The 20,061-nt window shown below is 57.4% G+C and carries 13 protein-coding genes; 4 read left to right on the top strand and 9 right to left on the bottom strand.

All coding sequences use genetic code 11. The annotated features are described in order from the left end of the window. Positions 1–334: 334 nt before the first annotated feature. Complete coding sequence (locus tag WEB54_RS13020; protein ID WP_368056072.1) at positions 335–1,198, bottom strand: LysR family transcriptional regulator; 864 nt, start codon at positions 1,196–1,198, stop codon at positions 335–337. 90 nt (positions 1,199–1,288) lie between these two features. Here WEB54_RS13020 and WEB54_RS13015 point away from each other — a divergent pair, with 90 nt between their 5' ends. Together WEB54_RS13015 and WEB54_RS13010 are read left to right on the top strand one after the other, a co-directional pair. Next, positions 1,289–2,284, top strand: a complete 996-nt coding sequence (locus WEB54_RS13015) for a YeiH family protein (protein WP_368056071.1) — start codon at positions 1,289–1,291, stop codon at positions 2,282–2,284. A 101-nt stretch (positions 2,285–2,385) separates the two neighbouring features. After that, positions 2,386–3,096, top strand: coding sequence for a cupin domain-containing protein (locus WEB54_RS13010; protein WP_368056069.1), 711 nt, complete (start codon positions 2,386–2,388; stop codon positions 3,094–3,096). An 8-nt stretch (positions 3,097–3,104) separates the two neighbouring features. Here WEB54_RS13010 and cydB read toward each other — a convergent pair whose 3' ends face one another. From cydB to WEB54_RS12975, 7 genes are all read right to left on the bottom strand, one after another. Beyond that, positions 3,105–4,103, bottom strand: coding sequence for a cytochrome d ubiquinol oxidase subunit II (gene cydB / locus WEB54_RS13005; protein ID WP_368054809.1), 999 nt, complete (start codon positions 4,101–4,103; stop codon positions 3,105–3,107). Then, complete coding sequence (locus tag WEB54_RS13000; protein WP_368054807.1) at positions 4,103–5,506, bottom strand: cytochrome ubiquinol oxidase subunit I; 1,404 nt, start codon at positions 5,504–5,506, stop codon at positions 4,103–4,105. The genes cydB and WEB54_RS13000 overlap by 1 nt, the downstream gene beginning before the upstream one ends. Positions 5,507–5,531: 25 nt before the next feature. After that, on the bottom strand, positions 5,532–6,101 hold the full coding sequence (locus WEB54_RS12995; RefSeq protein ID WP_368054805.1) for a GbsR/MarR family transcriptional regulator: 570 nt from the start codon (positions 6,099–6,101) through the stop codon (positions 5,532–5,534). A 389-nt stretch (positions 6,102–6,490) separates the two neighbouring features. Next, positions 6,491–8,236: an ABC transporter ATP-binding protein gene (locus WEB54_RS12990; protein ID WP_368056067.1), complete on the bottom strand. Its 1,746-nt coding sequence runs from the start codon at positions 8,234–8,236 to the stop codon at positions 6,491–6,493. After that, on the bottom strand, positions 8,233–9,978 hold the full coding sequence (locus WEB54_RS12985) for an ABC transporter transmembrane domain-containing protein (protein ID WP_368056066.1): 1,746 nt from the start codon (positions 9,976–9,978) through the stop codon (positions 8,233–8,235). Before WEB54_RS12985 ends, WEB54_RS12990 begins: the two co-directional genes overlap by 4 nt. A gap of 125 nt (positions 9,979–10,103) precedes the next feature. Further along, positions 10,104–14,777 (bottom strand): translocation/assembly module TamB domain-containing protein, encoded by a 4,674-nt coding sequence (locus tag WEB54_RS12980; RefSeq protein WP_368056064.1) that lies wholly within the window; start codon positions 14,775–14,777, stop codon positions 10,104–10,106. Further along, entirely contained in the window at positions 14,777–16,633 is a 1,857-nt protein-coding gene (locus tag WEB54_RS12975; protein ID WP_368054797.1) for an autotransporter assembly complex family protein, read from the bottom strand. The genes WEB54_RS12980 and WEB54_RS12975 overlap by 1 nt, the downstream gene beginning before the upstream one ends. Before the next feature lie 255 nt (positions 16,634–16,888). On the opposite strand from WEB54_RS12975, the gene WEB54_RS12970 reads away from it, so the two are divergent. Further along, positions 16,889–17,170 carry a PA4642 family protein gene (locus WEB54_RS12970; RefSeq protein WP_368054795.1) on the top strand — a complete coding sequence of 94 codons (282 nt, stop codon included), beginning with the start codon at positions 16,889–16,891 and terminating at the stop codon, positions 17,168–17,170. An 11-nt stretch (positions 17,171–17,181) separates the two neighbouring features. On the opposite strand, the gene radA is transcribed toward WEB54_RS12970, so the two are convergent. Next, positions 17,182–18,567, bottom strand: coding sequence for a DNA repair protein RadA (gene radA / locus WEB54_RS12965; protein ID WP_368054793.1), 1,386 nt, complete (start codon positions 18,565–18,567; stop codon positions 17,182–17,184). A 61-nt stretch (positions 18,568–18,628) separates the two neighbouring features. Here radA and WEB54_RS12960 point away from each other — a divergent pair, with 61 nt between their 5' ends. After that, a complete protein-coding gene (locus tag WEB54_RS12960) occupies positions 18,629–20,044 on the top strand; it encodes a deoxyguanosinetriphosphate triphosphohydrolase (RefSeq protein ID WP_368054791.1) in 1,416 nt (471 codons plus the stop codon). Positions 20,045–20,061: the final 17 nt, after the last annotated feature.

The raw sequence follows: 20,061 nt of genomic DNA, 5'->3' as shown, positions 1-20,061 counted from the left end.
AGCAGAAGCCGCCGAAGCGATGATCAGCGAAAGCTATGAGCGTGATCTGAACTAAATACGAATTATTGCTGCTTTGCCGCCAGTGCCTTTGTGGGCCTGGCGGCTTTTTTTGGCTGGTGCCCTGAGTCTGAAATTCTCAGGGTAACTGGCGTAGTACCCATTGTTAAGTCGGTGCCAAGCGGACTACCGGGTACGTTTACTGGGGGCACGCTGTAAATACGTCCATGTAAGCTCGGAGACCGCATCCCTGCGGTCTAACGGCCCCCAGTAAACGTACCCGGCAGTCCTTAAATCAACTCGAGGTTGAATCAGCACGAATTTAAGACTCAGGACACTAATTCAAAGCCTTCATGAACGCCTGCACCAGTGGAGATTTGAGTGCCTCAGGCGAACACACCCAGGAAAATGACCGCACCAATGTCAGGTCGGTGTTGAGCGGCACAAAACGGCCCGATCCATCAGCATCGAGCGACAGGTGTGACAAACACCCTGCCCCCAGCCCACTGAGCACGGCTTGTTTAATCGCTTCCTGACGACTCAGGGTTAACCGTATTTTCGGCTGTAACCCCACCGCTTGCATGGCGGTATCAAACACCTCCCGGGTACCGGAGCCGGGCTCGCGGACAATCCAATTCAGGGTTTCCAGTTGCTCGGTCGACACCTGGCTCTCTTTTGCCAGCGGGTGATCCTGAGTTACAAACAACGCTAAACGATCTTCCTGCCAGCGCCGAATCTGCAGATAGTCGTGCACCGCAGGCCCTTCGATAAGGCCGATCTGTGCCTGTCCGGTTTCCAGTTGCTGCAGCACACCCCGGGTGTTTTGAATATCAATGGCCGGGCGAATGCCCGGGTACTGGTCCGTTAGCAGGGCCAGCACGCCAGGAATCACGTAGCAGGCGATGGTGGTACTGACCGCAATGCGAAGCTGACCTGCCAGTTCATCGCCCGACCCTTCGGCCAGCCGCTGGCAATCGCCGAGAATCAGCCGGACCTGGGGTAAACGATCACGCCCTGCCGGTGTCAGTAGCAACTCCCTGCCCCGGCGTTCAAACAGGGCCAGCCCCATCTGTCGTTCCAGCTCTGTTACTGCCTGGCTCGCGGCGGACTGGCTGATTGCCTGCTCTTCGGCCGCCATAGTCAGACGCCCAAGGCGAGCGGTTGCTTCGAAGATGGCCAATTGGCGCAGGGTAAAATTCATAAGTAAAACCGAATTTTTAGTTAAGTTATATCCATTATACTTATCATAGTCACCAAACTACAGTAACCACACTTGAACGGGAGCTGAGCGATGGTGTGGATACTGGTGGGTTTGGCAGGCGCAGCCTTGTTGCTGTCTCAACTGCCGCTGCTGGCGGGCATTGGCCTGAGTGCCCTGCCGTTGGCCGTGCTTATCGGTGCGCTTTATGGCAATTCACCGTTCGCGACCGAACCGACCGCCAGGACCAAAGCCGTTCTGGGCTTCGCCCAGCAAAAGCTACTGCGCCTGGGCATCATTCTGTTCGGCTTTAACCTCAGCCTTACCCAACTCGTCGCCGTCGGCTGGCCTGCCCTGGTGGCCGACGCCATTATGATTGTGGTGGTGCTGAGCTTCGGTGCCTGGTTTGGCATTCGCTGCCTGAAGATGAGCCCGGAGCTTGCTTCGCTGGCATCAGTCGGCAGCGCCGTCTGCGGTGCCGCCGCCATTATGGCTGCTAACCCGGTAATCAAAGGCCGTGATCAGGACGTTACACTCGCCGTGGCGCTGGTCGTTATCTTCGGCACCCTGGCCATGTTTACCTACCCCCTGCTGTTCGCCTACTCCGGGCTGGACCCGGCCTGGTTCGGCATCTACATCGGCAGCACAGTTCACGAAGTCGCCCAGGCAGTTGCTGCAGGTCAATCCATGGGTGCGGAGACCATGGAATTCGCGGTCGTCACCAAGCTGGTGCGTGTCATGATGCTGGCGCCTGTTGTGCTAGTGCTAGCCCAGGTTTTCATCCGCTTGCGTCGAAATGAGACCACGGACGACACCCAAGCCTGCCTGCCAGTCCCCTGGTTTGTCTTCGGCTTCATGCTCGCCGCAGGCATCGGCAGCCTGGGCTGGTTGCCACCGGTCGTCATTACCGCCCTGCAATGGCTGGCTCAATTAGCGCTGACGCTGGCAATGGTCGCCCTCGGCATCAAAGCGCGCTGGTCAGATCTGAAAACCGCCGGCTGGCGCCCAGTGGCACACGCTGGCGTTTTATTTGTGCTGTTGTTGGGTGGTGGCCTTGGGCTGACGTCGGTTTTAGTGGTTGTGTTTTAAGACGGTTAGGCCCGAGTTTTTAATAACCACATTCCGCTTAAGCATCCAATCGCCGCTTCAGGGAGTATATTGGTATACGAACCATCACCCCCGGCAGGCCCATGAACGCATTAGACCCATACTGGCGGCGGCTCTATGAGTCTCGCCCCCACCCTGACCAGCAAGCAGACGCCCTTCCCGATACCGCTTTTAATGCGGATCTTACGCAACCAGCCATCATCAATACCGAGAAAGCTCAGTGGGTGCCCTCACCAGCACCGGGTGTTCAGCGGATATTGCTGGAGCGCAACGGTGGTGAGAAGACAACGCGAGCGACGAGCCTGGTTGCCTATGAGCCGAACAGTCAGTTTGCGGGGCACGAGCACCCGTTGGGTGAGGAATTTCTGGTGTTGGCGGGGGTATTTTCGGATGAAAATGGGGATTACCCGGCTGGGACTTATGTGCGTAACCCGCCCGGTTCAGAGCACAAACCACACAGCCAGCCCGGCTGTTTAATTCTGGTGAAACTGCAGCAATTTCGGCCCAATGATCGTGACCATGCTGTGATCTCCCTGAGCCAGCTTACTGAACCCACCGTGCTGTTTGACGACTACGAACAGGTGCATTGGTGGCCCGCGCGAAATCACCTGAAACTGACCGCCGAAGACCACCCCGGTGGCATTGAACTGCTATTGCTCAGCGGTGCCTGCGAATATGCTGGTCGGCCGTGGGGTGCCGGCACCTGGATACGGTTGCCGGCGACGTCGTTGTCGACTATTGAACTGGCCGACGGTGCCGAGGCCTGGGTGAAGACCGGGCACCTGGGCCAGTAAACTTACGCTCAGTAGTATTTGAGCTCAATCGATTTTCCCCAGAACACCCGGTAGGAAAACGCTGTATAGGCCAGTATTAGTGGTAACACGATGGCAACGCCAACACCAATAAACTGGAGCGAGGCGGTCGCACTGGCCGCTTCGGCGGCTGTGAGCTGGCCAGGTACCACGTACGGAAAAAAGCTGTAGGCCAGGCCAAGAAAGCTCAACAAGAACAACAGCGCTACGGCCACGAAGGGAAACCAGCACCCCACGTCATCGCGCGTAGGCACTTGTTTCAGATACTGATCGACCAGAATCACCAGAATCAGACACACCAGCGGAATCGGGATCAACAAAAACACAGCAGGCACACTCAACCAACGTTCGGCGACATCGGCACTGACAATCGGGTTGATGATGCTTATTGCTGCTATGCCCAAGGCCGCGAACCATCCGGCGCGGCGTGACCAGTGTGCAGCCCGGCTCTGCAACTCCCCTTCGGACTTCATCACCAGCCAGGCACCGCCGATGTAAGCAAAGGCCGCTGTAACGCAGATACCGCTCAGTACCGCAAACGTTTGAGCTACCCAGCCAGTTTGAAAGGCGAGTACATAGCGGCCGAGCATATAGCCAAGCGTAAGCGACGTTATCAGCGAACCGGTTTTAAAGGCGTAATCCCATTGACGCCGATGACCGGTGACGGCCTTGGCGCGAAAGTCAAAGGAGACGCCGCGCAAAATAAGTCCGATCAATAAGAAAGCCGCAGGCAAATATAGTTCTCGCAGCACCAGGCTATGCGCCTCCGGGAAAGCAATTAATAAAATGCCGACGGCCAGCACCAGCCAGGTTTCATTCGCATCCCAGAACGGCCCAATAGAGGCGATCATCTGAGTACGTTGCGGTTCGTCCTCCATCGGCAACAGCAGCCCGACGCCGAGGTCGAAGCCATCGAGCACGGCGTAGATCAATACGGCCAGGCCCATCAGTACCAGAAAAATTTCGGGTAACCAGTCTGTAAGGTTCATTAGCGGGCCTCCTCGGGTGTTGCATCACGTTCGGCGGAAGCGCGGGCTTCCAGTTCATCGAGATCCACATGCGCTTCACGCTCAAATTCTTCCACGTCTACCGATTTCCGCGCCATGTAAAACAGGGTTTGCAAATAGGCAAATAGCAGTACGGCATAGAGCACCAGATACAGGGTCAGAGACACCCCGACATGCGCACCGGGCACCGTCGTCACCGCTTCGGACGTACGCAATACACCGGAGACAAGCCAGGGCTGGCGGCCAATTTCAGTCACATACCAGCCAGCCAGAGTGGCCACCCAGCCCGAAAAGGTCATGCCAACCAGGGTGCGTTGCATCCACACCGGTACCTCGCCACGCCGCCACAAAAACCAGGTGCTTAGCCAGCTAACGGCTAGCATCAGCAGACCCAGGCCAACCATGATGCGGAAGCCAAAGAACAAGGGCTTAACCGGCGGGTGCCCTTCTTCGAACTCGTTCAGACCGGGAATTTCGCCGTTCATATCATGCGTAAGAATAAAACTCGCCAGCCCCGGAACGCCCAGTTCAAAGGCATTCGAGCGTGTTTCTTCATCCGGCCAGGCAAAGAGCAACAACGGCGCACCGCGCTCTGTCTCCCAAACGCCCTCCATCGCTGCGATCTTTTGTGGCTGGTGCTCAAAGGTATTCAAGCCATGCAGGTCACCGACAAAAATTTGCACCGGAATCAACAAGGCGGCAACCACAACACCCGCACTCATCGCCTTACGCGGCGCCAGTTTGGTATCGCCTTTCAACAGCCGATAGGCTGACAAGCCCGCCACCAAAAACGAGGCAGTTAACCCGGAAGCAATCATCATGTGCGTCAACCGGTACGGCATGGAGGCGTTGAAAATAACATCCCACCAGCTAACGGCATGGGCAACGCCGTCAATCATTTCAAAACCATCGGGCGTGTGCATCCAGCTGTTCAGCGCGATGATCCAGAACGCGGATAACGACGTGCCAATGGCCACCAGAACCGTTGACAAAGTATGCAACCAACTGGGTACCCGTTGGCTACCGAACAGCATGATGCCCAGAAAAGTAGCTTCCATAAAAAATGCGGTCAGCACTTCATAGCCCAGCAAAGGCCCGGCAATATTACCGACGGTTTCCATAAAACCTGGCCAGTTGGTGCCAAACTGAAAACTCATGGTAATACCGCTGACGACACCGAGCGCGAAACTCAGCGCAAACACCTTCACCCAGAAGCGGTAAATCCGCATCCAGACCGGGTGGCCGCTGATCTCATGGCGTACCCTGAAATAAACCAGAAACCAGGCCAGCGCAATGGTGATGGTCGGAAACAGGATGTGAAAGCTGATGTTGGCGGCGAACTGAATTCGCGACAACATCAATACATCGGCGAGTTGAGATTCCATAGATCCTCCAGATAAAGGTTAATCCTTAGTCATTGCCGATGGCTTTCATTTTTGTTTTCGGTCGCAACCGGTCAGTCATTTCCAATACTTTCCCAACACCGGAACCCAGCCGCATCAGCGCTTTCAGGTGTTCGGGTTTCATGTGTTGCATGTCGTCGAACCAGTGGTTAAACAATTCCAGAAGATCATGGATTTCCTGCATCTGCTGACGAGCATGACCGGGCATATCGTCTTGCTCACTGGTCATCAGCTGGCTGCGCAGCATCGACAGCGTCGGGTCCACTTCCCGCTTTTTACGCTCTGCCAGCACCTGCTGCGCCAGCTCCCAGATGGTGCCATTGGCCAGAAAGTAGTCTTTCCGGTCTCCGGGCTCACGGTGCGTTCGAATTAGCCGCCACGAATGCAGTTCCTTCAACGCCATGCTGACATTGCCGCGAGAGATGCTAAGTGAAGTTGCAATGTCATCTGCTGACAAGGGCTCATCGCTGAACACCAGCAAGGCCAGCATTTGGCCGACGGACCGGTTAAAACCCCAGCGACTGGCCATTTCACCAAAATGCAGGATCATGTTTTCGAGTTCAGTGGTCAGCTTCATCGCGCCCTCTATCAAAGACAGGTATCGGGGTTCAGTTTGATACGGTGCCAGGAGTCCGTGCCAGGCACCGGGTGAGCCTATCCGGGGTCGGCGTAAACCCGTCCATGGGGCCTAGACCGCAACATCCATGTTGCGGACTTCCCCGGATAGGCTCACCCGGCACCTGGCACTGATCTAACTGCCAACTCCAAATCCCGCTTATAGAAAATCCTTGCCATGCATCTTGATGCAGATCATGAGATTTTCGTAATTTCAGTATTTTCTGAAAGTTTAGAAAGATCAGTGTGAAATGCAAGGACTTTCAGGAGACAGGGACGTAAAGGTGGGGAGCGCGCTGCCAGATTGATCCGGGTAAATGGCAACCGGGGCAGCTAAGTCATCTCAGGCAACTAAGCGGAAACAACCGGGTCTTTTTGCTGCTGTAACTCATACATGTGACGATAGAGGCCTTCTTCGGCCATCAGTTCTCTATGGTGGCCCTGTTGTTGGATGTGACCCTGGTGGAGTACCACGATCTGGTCGGCTTCCATCACCGTGCTCAGGCGGTGAGCGATGGCGATGATGGTGATGTGACCGCGCAACGCCATCAGCGATTGTTGGATCAGCGCCTCGGTGTGGCTGTCGATGTTGGCGGTGGCTTCATCGAGAATCAGAATGTCTGGCTTGCGCGCCAGGGTACGGGCCAGGCTGAGTAACTGGCGTTGGCCGTTGCTAAGGTTGCCGCCGCGCTCGGTTAGCACAGTTTGGTAGCCCTTGGGCATGCGCATGATGGCATCGTGCAGTTGCGCCTGGCGGGCCGCTTGCTCGACGTCTGCGTCGGTCAGATCCCACTCCAGGCGGATATTATCGGCAATGGTGCCCATGAAAATGAACGGGTCCTGTTGCACCAGGCCCATGCGCCGGCTGCGCTCGGCCGGGTCGATGCGATCGAGTGGGATATCGCCCACGCGCACCGTGCCCAGCTCGACCGGGTAAAAGCCCATCAGCAGTGACATCAGCGTGCTCTTGCCTGAACCGGTGTGGCCCACAATGCCCACGAACTGACCGGGTTCAATGGCCAGGTTCACATCCGTGAGCACCGTCGTACGGCCATCGTAACTGAACGCCTCGATCTCAAATTTCACCGAAGCATCGCGCGGGCTTTCCGGATGAGTGGGTACCGGCACCGTGGGTTCATCGAGCAACTTGAATACCCGGTCGGCTGAGACCAGCGCCTGCTGAAACATATTCAGCCGCGAGATCATATCGATGACGGGCTCAGTCAGGTTGCCGAGGTAATTCAGGAAGGCGTAGATAACACCCACCTGAATCGCACCGGTGGGGCTCATAAAATCCCAGCCAAAGGCGAACAGCAAGCCTGCCAGTAACCCCATGTACACCAGATCGACCAGTGCACGCAGCATCAGGCCATCGATCATTATAGTGCGAATTTTGGCTTTGTAGTGGTCGGTGCTGGTTGCTTCAAAGGCACGACTGAAGCGGCTCTGCTGATTCATCAGTTGGATCACCGACATGCCCTGAATGCCTTCGTTCATACGCGCGTTGATGTCGCTGAGCAAGGTACGCACCTGCTGAAACACCGGCGTCGACAGTTTCTGGTAAATCAGCATGATGCTGATCACCGCAGGCACCAGCACCACACAAATTAACATGAGTTTCAGGTTCAGAAACGCCATCGCAATCAGAATACCGGTCATGCGGATGCTGTTCTGAATGACCACAGAAATAACGTTAACGTACAGATCCTTGATCGCTTCGGTGTCGTTGGTGATGCGGCTGATCAAACTGCCGGTTGGGGTGTGGTCAAAAAACGACAGCGGCAAGCGCATCACCTTGGCGAATACCTGTTCACGAATGGTTTGCACCACGTTCAGCGCAATGCGGTTAAAGCGAATCGCTTGCTGAAAAAAGCACACCGCCGAGATCAGTTGAGCGGTTATGTACGCCAGCACCAGACCGACCAGAGGCGTGACTGCCCAGTAGCCCGGGGTCAGGAAGCTGTCGATAAACACTTTAATCAGGTAGGGGCCCAGTACATTGCCAGCGGTGGCCAGCGTGAGCAACAACACCGCCTGAATCAGCATCGGGCGATAGGCCAAACCGTAACGCAGCAGACGAGAGAAGGTACCTTTCATTGGCCCGCCTCCACCACTTGTTCCAGTTGCTGGTAAGCGTAGGTGCGTTGATACCAACCGCCCAATGCCAGTAGTTCCCGGTGCGTGCCGCGTTCGATGCAATGCCCCTGGTCGAGCACCAGTATCTGGTCGGCCTCTTCAATGGCCGTCAGTCGGTGGCAACTGATCAGAGTGGTGCGTCCGGACCGGGCGGCCTTTAAATGCGCCAGAATACCCTGTTCGGTTCGTACATCGACCGCCGAGAGTGCATCGTCGAGCACCAGTACCGGCGCGTCGGTTAGCAAGGCACGCGCAATGGCCACCCGCTGTTTCTGACCACCGGAAAGCGTCACACCGCGCTCGCCGACAAGCGTTTCATAGCCGTCGCTGAAGCGCAGTATATCATCGTGAATCTGGGCAATGCGGGCCGCCGCCTCAATGGCTTCACGGCTGGCATCCGGCTGACCGAGCGCAATATTTTCTGCGACGGTCGCGGTAAACAAGAAGGGCGTCTGCGGCACCACCGACAAATGGCGGCGCAAATTGTCGAGGGTAAACTCAGCGATGGGGCGGTCACCCAGGCGAATATCGGCCGCATCACCTTCCTGCAAGCGAGCCAGTAAATCCAGCAAGGTAGATTTGCCGGCACCGGTCGGGCCGACAATGCCGACCAGTTCTCCGGCGCGCACGGAGAGCTCCAGATCGTGCAAAACCGTAGGCAGTTCCGCGGCATGCTGAAACGACCGGATGTTCATCTGAATCGACGCTTCGGCATCGCCGGTAAAGGTACCACCGTCTTTGATCGTCGGTTCGGTATGCATCAGTTCATCAATGCGCTCGTAAGCCGCCTGACCACGCTCGACCAGATTCAGCATCCAGCCGACTGCGAACATGGGCCAAATCATAAAACCCAGATAGAGCGTAAAACTGGTTAGCTGACCCAGGGTTAACTGATCGTTCACAATAAACCAGGCACCGCCCGCCACGCTCAAAAAGAAAGACATACCCACGGCCAGTGAAATGGCCGGATCGTATTTACTGTCGGTGCGTGCTACCGCGAGATTCGCCGCATTGGCTTCGCGGGCAATGGTGTTGAACTGATCATCCTCAACGCCCTCACGGCCGAACGCGCGGATCAGGCGAATACCGGAAATACTTTCCTGTGCCTTGTCGTTCAAATCACTGAACCGTGCTTGGGCCAACCGAAAGGAGGCGTGCAATTCCTGACCAAAACGCCACATAAAAAAGCCAACAATGGGCCAGGGTACTAACGCAATTAGCGTGAGTTGCCAGCTTATTTGAGTGGTCATCACCGTTAATACCAATATACCGGTCAATGCCCCATCGAACAGTGCCAGCACCGCTTCACCCGCTGTCATTTCCACGGCTTGAATATCATTGGTGGCGCGGGCCATCAAATCGCCGGTGTTATGTTTTTGGAAAAAGGAAGATGACTGACGCGTAAGATGCCGGTAAATATCGCGACGCAACCGGTTCGACAGCGCATAGCTGGCACCGAACAGGGCCACCCGCCACACCACGCGCATCACATAGCTGACCAGAGCAACGGCGATCACAATACCCACATTCCACCAGAGCTGGTTCAGTGTGAGGGTGCGTTCAGCGATGCCATCCACGACCCGGCCGGTGATCCAGGGTGGCACCAGTACGGCGAAGCCGACAATCACCAGTGCGCTGATCGCGATGATGTAGCGGCGCCATTCGACTTTAAAAAACCAGCGTAATTTCCAGAAAACAGACACAGTAACCTCAAGGCAGGCTAGATAATGCAAGCGAGCCAGAATAGGCAAAAGCCATCGTCAACGCTACTGTAGCGAGTATTATTTAGCGCGGTCGCAACGTTCTGATTCTCTTGTTAGCCTGACACTCAGTAGTCGTTTTTCCAGTTCAGTTCAACGCCACCCGCACCAAACTGACCTCGGGTGTAGAGTTCGACGTTTACCCGGGGTGTCAGTTGAAACTGCAGGCTGCCCTCCAGCCCCTGCTCGGCACCCACGCCAGATTCCACCTCCAGATAGATGCGATCGCTCAGGTATTTACCAGCCTGCACGCTCACACCCGATTCGCCTTCCTCGTTGGTGCCGCTGTCCAGCGTCAGGGCATCCAGCCCAAGCAGGTCACGCGTGGTGCCGAAAACATCCAGACCACTGCCGGGGTTGCGCAGGCTGTTCAATGCCGTTGCCAGTTGCACCGCCTGCAGCGCCGACATTTCGGCGATGCTGCGACCAAACAGCAGCCGCGCCAGTAACTCATCGTTGGACAGCGCCGGTGTCGATGTCAGGCTCAGACTCAACTGGCTTTGAGTCCCCTGAATGTTCAGGTTCACGGTAATGTCCGGCCCTTCATAGACGGCAAGAATATCCAGTAACAACTGGTTGCCCTGCACCTGAATGTTGCCCCGTTCAATATCGAAGTTTTTGCCGAAGGCAGTGTAGGCACCTCGAATGACCTGAAAGCGCCCGCCGATTTGCGGATTGGCCAGATCATCGGTGATATCCAGTTCACCGGACAATTCAGCCGCGAGCCCCTGGCCATATATCTGGGCGCGTCGCTGCGCGCGCAGGCGCACCTGCCATTGCCCGTCGGGGGCAAAAACGCTGGCTTCATTGGCTGCAGCGATTTCCTCTTCCTCCTCCTGAGAGCGCACCACATTGAGTGTCGGGACTCCGCTTTGTAACAGGGAATTGAGCTGAATAATCAGCGGCGACACATCGAGCAAGCCCGCGATCCGCAGATCACGCCACGAGCCGGTAACGGTGATGGTACCGTCGATGGTGGCATCAACATCGGCCCGACGCACCAGGCGCGCATTATCGGCGTTAAACTCCAAATCCAGCTCCGGCATCCACCACACCTCGCGGGCCTCGGGCCAGTTCACGTCACCGCCGAGGGAGACATTGCCTCCGTTGGTGTCGTTAGCACCCAGATTGAACTGCAAGGTGCGGTTGTTGGCCGTAAGCTCGGCGTTCATATCGGCCAGAACAGCGCCGCTTACCGCATTCTCATAGCGGCCGTCACTCAGTTGAATGCGGCCTTCCCATTCGGGACGCTCCAGGCTGCCGGACACTGACAACTGGCCGTCTATAGTGCCGGTAAAATCCTGATCGGGCCGGTTGCGCAGCAGCGGTTCGAGCACGGTGTCATTAAGGGCCAGCTCTGCTTCGGCGATGAACGGTCTCTGGTAGAGCGGGCCAGCCCAGTCAGCGAGTGCGGTCTGCTCGGTACTCAGATCCACCAACAAACGCTGTGCCTGCGATTCCAGCACCCTGGCCTGGACGTGATGGCGACCCGAGCCGGTCGATACATCAACCTGCAGTTGCAGCGGCCACTGACTCGATGTCCATTCCAACTCTGCGGAGACGGCTGGCTCTTCCGGTGTTCCCGACACCTGCAGCACGCCCTTCAAGCCGCCAGCCCAGGTGCTACTGTTGCCCAGCCAGCGCTGAGCTTCCGGAACGTTCACCTCTGCGCGCAGATCCACAGAACGACTCGTGCCCTGACCGCTGAGGCGTATTTCGCCACCCGGGCCTAGGTCAGCATGTGCTTCGCCGATCTGCCAGTCATCCATTCGGCCCGACGCCACCAAACTCAGTTGCCAGCGGTCGTTGCCGTTAACCACAAAACCGGCCCACTCACCGCCGGCGTTCAGTTCAATGTCGACATCGGGGTCGGTCAGGGCACCGGTAATGCTGGCCTGGCCGTTAATGTCGCCGTTCAGGTCATCTGTGAGAGGCACCCCCAACGCCCGTAACCGCTGCAACGACACCCGCGACATCGCCACATCGCCGTCTATCTGGTCACCCTGATTTTCCAGATCCAGTTGCAGCACGGCTGCACCCCAGGTTATCTGCGCTTCATGCATCAGCCGATCACCCAGAGTGCCACTGCCCTGCCAGTCGAGATCGTAATCATCACTCAGATACTGGCCACGGGATTGAACCTGACCTTCCAGTGCGAGACTGGGCCAGCTACCACCGATGCTGACCCGGGCCGAGCTTTGCCCGCTCAGTGTGTTCAGCGCCAGTCCGTCGGTATCCGGCAGCCAAGGCGTCATTTGAGCCCAACTCAGGTTGGTCAGTTCCGTGTCGATATCAAACCTCAGCGGCGCCAGCTCAACCACACCAGAAGCCGTTAATTCGCTGTCGCCCGACTGCAGCGCCAGCGAGGCCAGCGTGAGTTGCTGAGGCGTCAGTTCAGTGACCGATGCCGCCAGAGTCAGAGGGGTCGATTCGAACTCCCCGTCGAAAGCCAGTTCGGAGGTGATACGCGGGGCTGTCAGATCGCCTTCTATATGGCCTTCGGCACGAGCGCTGCCGGTTAAGGAATCGAGCGATTCCGGCAAGGTCAGCGGCAAACGGCGCAGATCAGTCAGCGTCAGGTTACTGATCTGGTAGTTACCTTCGATCTGGCGGGCAAACGGTTGCACGTCACCACTGAACGAGAGCCCCAGTTCCGACCACGTTACTTCGGCCTGAGCAATGCGCCAGCGCCGGCGATTCTCAGCCGATACCTGAGCCTTCAGGGTCAGCGGCTGGTCCAGCCAGCGACCGTCAAACACCAGATCGGCATCGACCGCCGGTTCCAGCCAGGGGCCGGATACCTGAACATCGCCGGTGGTATTGCCGGTCAGGTCCGCCAGTACATCCGGCAGGGCGGGTAAAAAGGGACGGATCGTCGCCAGGCGCAAGGCGCCCACGCGTGCATTCAGATCCAGCGCCTGCTGTTGCCAGTCAATCAGCCCGGACAGCTCGGTTTCAGTATCCGCCAGCTGTATCTGGCTCTGGCCGAGTTGCACCTGGGTCAGATCAAAACGGTCGATCTGCAGGGTCGCGTTCAGCGCCTGGTTTTGCCATTGGCCCGCTATGGTCAGGTTACCGCTGGCAACCGGTTCCGTGGCCGTGCCGCTCCACACCAACTGGCCACTGAGCCCCCAATCTTGCTGAACCGGCAGGTCGACCCCGGCGATGGCCAGCCAGCTGGAGCGAACATCAAACAGGTCAGTCGTTGCTTCCAGTGCCAAATTATCCAGCTGCAAGCGAGCACTGGCTTCGATATCACCCGCTTCAGTTGCCAGCGTCGTGGCGCTCAGTTCGAGCCACTCACGCGTGCCGGTTAGATCGGTCGACAGTTCAAACGGAGCTTGTTGATAGATCCCGGACGTCTCAATACGCCCTGTGAACTGCGGGTTATCGAAGGTACCGGTGACATCGCCCCGGCCTTCTGTGGTTAGGGTTAAGGCCTCTGGCCAGGCCGAGACCCACGGCTGCCAGCGGCTCTGGTCCAGATCAAACCAGATCAGTGACAGGTCCAGTTCCCGTGAATCCCATTGCACCCGGCCCTCGCCTTCCACCCGGGCATCACCCCAGTTCAGCTGCGCCGATTCGAGCTCGACGCCACTGACGGTCGCGCGACTTTCAGTGCGAATGCTCAGGGCATCACCCCGCAGGTCTCCCTCCAGTTTCACATTCCCGTCGAATTGAGGTTGCTGCCAGCCGCCACTGAACTGCCCGGCTATGGAGACCGCACCCGAAACATCGGACACCGGAATCACATCGTTCAGCAGCGCCAGCGGCAGCGCATCGGCGTCGATATCAAGATCGGCCTGGCGTGGCCCGAGATAGCCATTCAGGCGCGCGGTCTGACCGTCGATGTTGGCATTCAGAGGCGAGAGATAAAGGCGCGTTTGCGCCGGGCTGTAACTGATTTGCCCATTCAAAGCCAGCTGATGTTCACGCCAGGGCAGCTCAATCTGCTCGATATCGGCGCGCCACTGGGAACCCGGCTGGCTCAGGCGCAGGTCCCAGGTTCCTTTTAGAGGTTCATCCAGCGGCCAATTGATCCATTGTGCCCAGGTTCCGCTGGCCGCAGCGTTCAGGTCGCCGCGAATGCTGAGCGAATCCACCGCGTCCACCGTCACTGAGGCTGAAACGGCCTGGCCCTCACCTTCGGTCAGGGACAACGCCAGGCGCGCCGGCCAACTGCCCCAGTTGATCTCGGCATCGGCTTCAATGCGGGTGCGCAGGTCGGGCCGGCCAGGCAAACTCAGTTCAAATTCGGCTACCGATAACTGCGCCAGTTGAATCGGTGGAATCCGATTCCAGACCGCCTGCAGTTGACCCAGTGGATCGGTAGTCGTTGTGGTTTCCGGTGTGGGCTCGGTTTCGGACCCGGCAGGCACCTCAACCCGAACATGTTCAGCGGCCAGTACATCGATCCACACCCGGCGCTGCCAGCTGTATTGCGGTTGCCACTGCAACGTACCGGTGTCGACGACCACGCTCAGGCCTTCGTCGCCAGCCTGATAGGTCAGGCGGTCAAAGCTCAGTTCACCCAGCGTTGCCCAGCGCGGATTGTCCAGGTTCAGGTTTTGGCCGGTAAGCACCGGCAACCAGCGTTCGGCTTGCGATAGCACTGTCAGCCGGCCAGTCTCCGTTCCCAGCAGGAAAGCCAAGCTCAAAACCAGTATCAGAATAAACACCGCCACTATGCCTAAAGCGGTCAGCCAGGCGCGGCGGGCAACGGTGCGCAGTCGTATGGCCATTAAAATGACTGCCCAAGGCTGATGTATATTTGAAAGGCTGGGTCGCTGTCGCGGCCATTGACGGGAAAGCCCAGGTCAAAGCGGATCGGTGCGAAACGGGTGAAATAACGCACGCCAAAACCGGCCCCGTAGTACCAGTTCGATTGCTCAGTCGGATTCCAGTTTTCACTGATGCTGGCCGCGTCGGCAAACAACACGGCACCCCAGTTTTCGCTCAGCTGGCCGCGCAACTCCAGGCTACCCTGCCATTGGTGGGTGCCACCCAGATCGGTGCCTTCCAGACCAATTGAGCGATAAGGGTAGCCACGTACCGAGCCACCACCCCCGCCCAGCAGACGGTCTGAGGTGGGAATGCGGTTCAGATCGGCAGACTCGTTGAACGGCCATAGAGAGGTCCATTCCAGACGGTTGGCGAGCACCAGTTCATCAACCAGGTTACGGTAGCTTGACCACCCCAGCGAGCCGACGTAAAACGGGTCGCTTGAGTCGTTCAGGCTCCAGACGGGCTCAATTCCAGCGCTGTAACGCAAGCCCTTCAACGGGTTAAAGTCATTGGGGACCGAATTGAACTCATAGGACAACGGAATTCGAATGAGACTGAAGGTATTCCACTCATCGCCGACACGCTCGTCGCTGCGCCGGTAGGCTACACCAAAGCGGTAAGTATCGTTGCGCGAGGCACGCCGGTCGATGGTGGCACGGCTTTCACCGATGTAGAACTCATCGTCACCCGGTGCTTCATGGGTCAGGGTGTTGTTCCATACCAGTGTATTACGCGCATCCAGAAAACCGGGCAAGGTCAGCTGAATGTTGCCACTCTGCCGATCCCGTTGCAGTTCGCCACCCAGCTCCAGCCACTGCGCACGGCCCGTCAGGTTGCGATGCTCCCACCCGGCGTTCAGGCCAAAGCCCCGGTCGGTATCCCAGCCGATTCCGGCGCTGAGCGTTCGCGGAGCTCTCTGACTCAGCTCGAAGGTGACCTCGACTGAGCCATCCTCAGCCCGATTCAATGTCCGGCGTACCGACGAGAATAACTGGGTTTCATAAAGATTGATGATCGCCTGATCAATATTGGCCCGGCTGAAACAAACCCCTTCGCGCAGAGCTGTCTGGCGGCGCAGAAAAGCCTCCTCAACGCCGTCCTGACCCCTAAAAGACACTTTCCCCTGAGTAGAGGGGTCAGCCGCATTGACCTGGTAAATCACCAGGCCCCCGTCATTTTCCGCTTCCAGGCGTACTTCATGGCTGACATTCAGCGTAAAATAGCAGCTGTCGCCATCAATGATTGTCTGCAATTCGGACTGATCACCCAGAATAGCCTCAGCGACCAACGGCTCGCCCTCACCCGCCAGCGGCCAGGTATCCGGCACATTAACCTCAACGCCCTCGATGCGCACATCCAGCACCTGATACTGCGGGCCGGTATCAATACGGTACTGCACCCGCTGCTGAATCTCGCCTTCGGTTTCACCGGCTTCTTCGACCACCCGATGGATGATCTCAGCCTCGTAATAGCCGTTCGAATCCAGCACCTGGCGCATCTGCTCGCGTTCGCCCTGGGCCAGCCTGCTGGCGCGAGGGTTCAGCCCGATCGAGCGCAGCGACTCCCGATAGCCTTGCAGCTGATCGCGCAGATCATTGCGCAAGCCACGGTTACCCGGTGACACCTCGATGTCATTGCGTGCCACAGACGGCAGTTCAGCGGCCTCAGCCGTAACCAGTGCGGCAACTAACAGCAGTATGCTCAATCCCAGAGCCTGAATGCTGTTGTATCGATAGCGGTATCGACGATCGAAAATAATCTTAGCTCCTGAATCTAAATGCCGGGCGTTGCGGTATTGAACAATGGGAAACATCAGCGAATAGAATAACCGAACTGGCTGAACTCTGACTGAAACCACTGCGTCAGCCGGTCGATATAGCTGACCTCACTTGCTATATTCCCATAAGTAACTTCACGGCATCTATTTATAACTTTAAACTTGCCCTTTCAGTACCGACTGTCGGGCTACCGAGCCCTTGGGTTACCATCCCAATGTCACCCACTTTGTTGTCCAGAGGGACTCCCCGTTGCTCAACCCTCTGGCCCCTAATCCATGCAAGGACCTTCCATGAAACGTGATAAAAAACGGGTTGAAGGCGAAGTCTGGGGTGAGGCCCACCTTGAAGACTACCTCAACTTCGCTACCTATGATGGCACAGACCCGGATTTCCACTGCCTTTACCGGGCATATACTCGTATGAACGAAGAAACGTTCGAGCGTTTTGTCGCCCTGTTCCGCGAACGGGGCCGCAACCTGGACGCCACCAACCTCCAGGGCCAAACCCTGGCCGATATTCTACGGGACCACACCCAGGCACAGGCTTATCTTGAAGCGCTACAGCAAGGCTGATTGACTCGGGTTTACATATCCGACCAGGCGCTGAACACCTCGTCCAGACGGTTCGCGCCGATCACCGTCATGCCCTCGATCGGCTTTTTCGGTGCATTGGCTTTGGGAATAATGGCCTTGCGGAAACCATGCTTGGCCGCTTCGGTGATACGTTCCAGGCCATTGGGCACTGGCCGCAGCTCACCATTAAGACCCAACTCACCAAACACCACCCAGTCTTTGGGCAGCGGTTTGTCGCGCAAACTCGACACTACCGCGAGCAAGGTGGCCAGATCCGCACTGGTTTCGGTGACCCGGACGCCACCCACTACGTTCAGAAAGACATCCTGATCCCCGGTGAACACCCCGCCGTGACGGTTGAGAATGGCCAGTATCATCGATAAGCGATTGGCATCCAGCCCGACCGCAATTCGCCGGGGGTGACCCATGCTGGTACCGTCGACCAGCGCCTGCAATTCGATCAGCAATGGTCGGGTACCTTCCCAAACCACGGTCACCACCGAGCCCGGCGACGGCTCGCTGCTCTTGTTCAGAAAGATCGAGCTTGGGTTCTTAACCTCTTTCAGCCCGACATCGAGCATGGCGAAAACCCCTAACTCGTTGACCGCACCAAAACGGTTCTTGATCGCGCGCAAGGTACGAAACCGGCTATCACCGGAGCTTTCCAGCATAACCGAGGCATCGATCATATGTTCCAATACCTTGGGGCCCGCCAGGCTGCCATCTTTGGTTACGTGGCCAACCAGAATCAGCACCGTGCCAGTTTGTTTGGCAAAGCGGGTCAGCCAGGCGGCCGATTCGCGCACCTGGGAGACACTGCCCGGTGCCGATTCGACATCCGGTGCGTGCATGACTTGAATGGAGTCGATAACGAGAATCCGCGGCCGGGTTTCCTGAGCGGTTTCGGTGATAGCCGCCACCGACGTCTCGGCCAAAATGGAGAGTGCATCCATTGGCAAATTCAGACGCTGGGCGCGCAACGCGATTTGCTGCACCGATTCTTCACCGGAGACATACAGCACCGGCAGCTGGCGCGCCAGATGGCACAGGGTTTGTAACAACAACGTGGATTTACCCGCTCCCGGATGCCCGCCAATCAGCACCGCACTGCCACTGACCAGGCCCCCGCCCAGTACCCGGTCGAATTCACCCATACCGGTCGGGATGCGCGCCTGCTCTTCGAGGCTGACGTCAGACAACTTCTGAATCTGACTGCGACTGCCGCTGAACCCGGTGCGTTTGTCGTCCTGAAAATTCGGCTGGCGGGCGGCTGCTCCGGTCGCTTCACGAAACTCTTTCAGCGAATTCCAGGCCTTGCATTCGCCACACTGGCCCTGCCATTTGGAATAGTCAGCACCGCATTCAGCGCATACAAATTGTGTTTTGGACTTGGCCAAGCCATTGCCTCTTTGCTGATGGGTAGAACGGATACGGCGTGATTGAGTATCGGCATCCACTGTGATTTACGAACACCCGAATGGGCGCTTCGCGACAGACGATGATACCCTATCAGCCTTCAATGACCACGCACAGGACGAACAGATGGAATGGGCACAACTGCTAACCACCGAGCGCTACGGCCACCAGGCACTGGGCGCCGAAGAAGTGGGGCGCAGCCACTTTCACAAAGACCACGACCGCATCGTCTTCTCCAGCGCCTTTCGCAAGCTCGGCGGTAAAACTCAGGTGCACCCGCTGGCCAAGAACGACCACGTGCACAACCGCCTGATTCACAGCCTCGAAGTCGGCAGCGTCGGGCGCAGCCTCGGCATTCGGGTCGGCGAACGTATACGCAGCCAACTGCCCGACTGGATTGAACCCGATGATCTCGGCGTCATTGTACAGAGTGCCTGCCTCGCGCACGACATTGGCAACCCACCCTTTGGCCACGCCGGGGAATACGCCATTCAAGACTGGTTCAAGCAACCGGAAAACGCCTATTTGCTGGAACCATTGAAAGCTAACACCCGGCGCGACCTGACCCACTTTGAAGGCAACGCCCAGGGGTTTCGTATTATCGCCCAGGTCGAATATCATCTGAACCGGGGCGGCTTGCGCCTGACCCACCCCACCCTCGGTGCCAGCATCAAATACCCCTGGTCCGCCGAACACGCCACCACAAAAGGCAAGTTCAGCGTGTTCGAGCCGGAGCTGGCGATCATGCAAAAACTCGCCCACAGCCTCGGCCTGCAAACCCGGGAACATAATCGCTTTCAACGGCACCCGCTGAGTTACCTGATGGAAGCGGCCGATGACATCTGTTACGCCCTGATCGATCTGGAAGACGCGGTGGAACTGCACATCATCGACTTCGAAGAAGTCAGCAAGGTGTTCATGAACATTCAGGGCGGATCCGGGCTCGACCTCGACGATGGCGACAACGGCATCTCACCCAATCGCCAGCTGGCTGCCCTGCGCGGCAAAACCATCGGCATTATGGTCGACGCCGTGGTCGACACCTTTGTGCGACATCAGTCAGCGATCATGAAAGGGATATTCGACGGCGACCTGATCAGCCAGTGCCCGGACCACATCCGCAACGGCATTGCCCAGGCCAAAGCCCTGGCCCACACCAAGGTATTTCTCGACACCCAGAAAACCGAAACCGAAATCGGCGCCTACGCCGTGCTCAGCACTCTGCTGCAGGCCTTTATGACCGCCGGGTTTGAACTGCATAAAAAGCAGGACTACAACCAGCTCAGCTATCGCGCCAAACGTGTGTTCGATTTGATGGGTATGGAAGCGCCGTCAGCGACCTGGTCGCCGGATGAGATTTACCACCGGCTGATCGATCACATTGCAGGTATGACGGATAATTATGCCAGTTACCTGGCGAGACAAATTGGCGGGCCTTCGCAGCCGCATTTTGTTTAGAGGCTTAAGTTTCGGAG

Origin of the sequence: Saccharospirillum sp., assembly GCF_040881935.1 — a bacterium.
Taxonomy (GTDB): domain Bacteria; phylum Pseudomonadota; class Gammaproteobacteria; order Pseudomonadales; family Natronospirillaceae; genus Saccharospirillum.
This window is presented reverse-complemented; position numbering and strand designations above follow the sequence as displayed.

Excerpts from the sequence above, each read along its gene's own strand:
- WEB54_RS12995 (WP_368054805.1), bottom strand. The coding sequence starts at position 6,101 with ATGAAGCTGACCACTGAACTCGAAAACATGATCCTGCATTTTGGTGAA.
- WEB54_RS12980 (WP_368056064.1), bottom strand. The coding sequence starts at position 14,777 with ATGGCCATACGACTGCGCACCGTTGCCCGCCGCGCCTGGCTGACCGCT.
- WEB54_RS12990 (WP_368056067.1), bottom strand. The coding sequence starts at position 8,236 with ATGAAAGGTACCTTCTCTCGTCTGCTGCGTTACGGTTTGGCCTATCGC.
- WEB54_RS12975 (WP_368054797.1), bottom strand. The coding sequence starts at position 16,633 with ATGTTTCCCATTGTTCAATACCGCAACGCCCGGCATTTAGATTCAGGA.
- WEB54_RS13010 (WP_368056069.1), top strand. The coding sequence starts at position 2,386 with ATGAACGCATTAGACCCATACTGGCGGCGGCTCTATGAGTCTCGCCCC.
- WEB54_RS13020 (WP_368056072.1), bottom strand. The coding sequence starts at position 1,198 with ATGAATTTTACCCTGCGCCAATTGGCCATCTTCGAAGCAACCGCTCGC.
- WEB54_RS12970 (WP_368054795.1), top strand. The coding sequence starts at position 16,889 with ATGAAACGTGATAAAAAACGGGTTGAAGGCGAAGTCTGGGGTGAGGCC.
- WEB54_RS13015 (WP_368056071.1), top strand. The coding sequence starts at position 1,289 with ATGGTGTGGATACTGGTGGGTTTGGCAGGCGCAGCCTTGTTGCTGTCT.
- WEB54_RS13000 (WP_368054807.1), bottom strand. The coding sequence starts at position 5,506 with ATGGAATCTCAACTCGCCGATGTATTGATGTTGTCGCGAATTCAGTTC.
- cydB (WP_368054809.1), bottom strand. The coding sequence starts at position 4,103 with ATGAACCTTACAGACTGGTTACCCGAAATTTTTCTGGTACTGATGGGC.